This is a genomic window from Corynebacterium sputi DSM 45148, assembly GCF_000427865.1.
Classification (GTDB): domain Bacteria; phylum Actinomycetota; class Actinomycetes; order Mycobacteriales; family Mycobacteriaceae; genus Corynebacterium; species Corynebacterium sputi.
The window spans coordinates 1-3,473 of record NZ_ATYV01000038.1; the positions used below are offsets into that span (position 1 = coordinate 1).

Genomic DNA, 3,473 nt, shown 5'->3' on the forward strand with positions numbered 1-3,473 from the left:
GCTCAGCAGCCGGTATTGTCCCAGACACTAAACAGTGGACGCGAACACCAAAGTATTCGTTACGTTAAAGCAACATGAAAATGTTGTATTTCATCGGCAAATTAGTACCGGTCACCTCACAACGCCTCACAGCGCTTCCAGATCCGGCCTATCAACCCCGTCATCTACAGGGAACCTCAAAAGAAACCTCATCTCGAAACAGGCTTCCCGCTTAGATGCTTTCAGCGGTTATCCCTTCCGTACGTAGCCAACCAGCCCTGCCCCTGGCGGAACAACTGGCACACCAGAGGTACGTCCAACCCGGTCCTCTCGTACTAGGGTCAGCCTTTCTCAAGTTTCAACGCGCGCGGCGGATAGAGACCGAACTGTCTCACGACGTTCTAAACCCAGCTCGCGTGCCGCTTTAATGGGCGAACAGCCCAACCCTTGGGACCAACTCCAGCCCCAGGATGCGACGAGCCGACATCGAGGTGCCAAACCATCCCGTCGATATGGACTCTTGGGGAAGATCAGCCTGTTATCCCCGGGGTACCTTTTATCCGTTGAGCGACACCGCTTCCACAAGCCAGTGCCGGATCACTAGTCCCGACTTTCGTCCCTGCTCGAGCTGTCACTCTCACAGTCAAGCTCCCTTGTGCACTTACACTCAACACCTGATTGCCAACCAGGCTGAGGGAACCTTTGGGCGCCTCCGTTACTCTTTAGGAGGCAACCGCCCCAGTTAAACTACCCACCAGGCACTGTCCCCAACCCAGATCATGGGCCAAGGTTAGACATCCAATCCGATCAGAGTGGTATTTCAACAACGACTCCACCACCACTAGCGTGATAGCTTCACAGTCTCCCACCTATCCTACACAAACCGAACCGAACACCAATACCAAGCTATAGTGAAGGTCCCGGGGTCTTTTCGTCCTGCCGCGCGTAACGAGCATCTTTACTCGTACTGCAATTTCGCCGGGCCTGTGGTTGAGACAGCAGGGGAGTCGTTACGCCATTCGTGCAGGTCGGAACTTACCCGACAAGGAATTTCGCTACCTTAGGATGGTTATAGTTACCACCGCCGTTTACTGGGGCTTAAATTCTCAGCTTCGCCACCCAAAAAGTGACTAACCGGTCCTCTTAACCTTCCAGCACCGGGCAGGCGTCAGTCCGTATACATCGACTTACCGTCTTCGCACGGACCTATGTTTTTAATAAACAGTCGCTCCCCCCTATTCTCTGCGACCCCAACCAGCCAACAACCCGCAAAAAGTTGCAACCAGCCAGGGCCCCCCTTCTCCCGAAGTTACGGGGGCATTTTGCCGAGTTCCTTAACCACAGTTCACCCGATCGCCTTAGTATTCTCTACCTAACTACCTGTGTCGGTTATCGGTACGGGCCGAAGTACCACTCGCTAGAGGCTTTTCTCGACAGCATAGGATCACCAACTTCCCCACAACGGGTACGCATCACGCCTCACCCAAAATGCACAGCGGATTTACCTACTGCACGGGCCACACGCTTACACCACCATCCATCAGGTGGCACGGCTACCTTCCTGCGTCACCCCATCACTTAGCTACTACCAGATCAGGTCCCCAGCATCCCACAACCACACCAACCCGAAAGTTGGAACGGAAATGTTCAGGTGGGTTAGTATCACTGATTCACCATGGGCGCGATACCACGGGTACGGGAATATCAACCCGTTATCCATCGACTACGCCTGTCGGCCTCGCCTTAGGTCCCGACTCACCCTGGGAAGATTAGCTTAACCCAGGAACCCTTAGTCATTCGGCGGAGGAGTTTTCCACTCCTCATTCGCTACTCATGCCTGCATTCTCACTCGTGCACACTCCACAACACGGTCACCCGGCTGCTTCAACGCAAGTACACGACGCTCCCCTACCCAACCATGGCAAAACCATGATTGCCGCGGCTTCGGCGGTATGCTTGAGCCCCACTACATTGTCGGCGCAGAACCACTCGACCAGTGAGCTATTACGCACTCTTTCAAGGATGGCTGCTTCTAAGCCAACCTCCTGGTTGTCTTCGCGATCCCACATCCTTTTCCACTTAGCATACCCTTAGGGGCCTTAGCCGGCGATCTGGGCTGTTTCCCTCTCGACCACGAAGCTTATCCCCCGCAGTCTCACTGCCGTGCTCTCACCTCACCGGCATTCGGAGTTTGGCTGATGTCGCTAAGATTGTAGTCCCGCTAAACCAACCAGTAGCTCTACCTCCAGGAGGAAACACACGACGCTGCACCTAAATGCATTTCGGGGAGAACCAGCTATCACGGAGTTTGATTGGCCTTTCACCCCTACCCACAACTCATCCCCTCAGTTTTCAACCTAAGTGGGTTCGCGCCTCCACGACGTCTTACCATCGCTTCACACTGGCCATGGGTAGATCACTCCGCTTCGGGTCCAGGACATGCCACTAAAAACACCCTATTAGGATTCGGTTTCCCTACGGCTACCCCACACGGGTTAACCTCGCGACATGCCGCTGACTCGCAGGCTCATTCTTCAAAAGGCACGCCATCACCCCACAAAGAGGCTCTGACGGATTGTAAGCACACGGTTTCAGGTACTATTTCACTCCCCTCCCGGGGTACTTTTCACCATTCCCTCACGGTACTATCCGCTATCGGTCACAAGAAGTATTTAGGCTTACCGGGCGGTCCCGGCAGATTCACAGCAGATTCCACGAGCCCGCTGCTACTCGGGGCACCCATTAACAACACCACACATGCTTTAACGTACCGGACTCTCACCGACTACGGTAGGCGATTCCACACCACTTCCGCTAACACACATGATCATCGCTCCTGGCTGGCAGACCAGAAAAAACAGACCCCACAACACCACACACGCAACCCCTGCCAGGTATCACACGCATATGGTTTAGCCTCATCCACGTTCGCTCGCCACTACTAGCAGAATCATTATTATTTTCTCTTCCTACGGGTACTGAGATGTTTCACTTCCCCGCGTAACCACCAACAGGGCTATGAATTCACCCTGCGGCGACTGCCCATAACGACAGCCAGGTTTCCCCATTCGGACACCCTCGGATCAACGCTCAGTTGGCAGCTCCCCGAGGCATTTCGCAGCCTCTCACGTCCTTCATCGGCTCCTTGTGCCAAGGCATCCACCGTGTGCCCTTAATTAACACAACAACACATGCAGATCACATAGATCACACTAAAACGCAAAAAATAAAAGATGCTCGCGTCCACTATCCAGTTCTCACACAACACCACCAACCCACCCACACAAAAGCATCACACTCTCGCACTTCGTGGCCGGCGCCTTGGAAAAAGCAATGCTCTTCCAGACACCCAACAGCATGCCAATGCACTCGTTTTGAACAACCTGCGTCGCTCACACCCACACCGGAAGACTAAAGCTCCCTGTCGCATAAGCGTATCTACCTCGTATGATGTCCACCCGAAAAACAACACCCCAGACTACTGCCTGAAAAAG

At 53.9% G+C, this 3,473-nt stretch carries 1 rRNA gene; it reads right to left on the bottom strand.

Going from position 1 to position 3,473, the window contains the following annotated elements:
* Window positions 1-80: 80 nt before the first annotated feature.
* Window positions 81-3,165 (bottom strand): 23S ribosomal RNA (locus YWU_RS0113300).
* Window positions 3,166-3,473 lie beyond the last annotated feature (308 nt).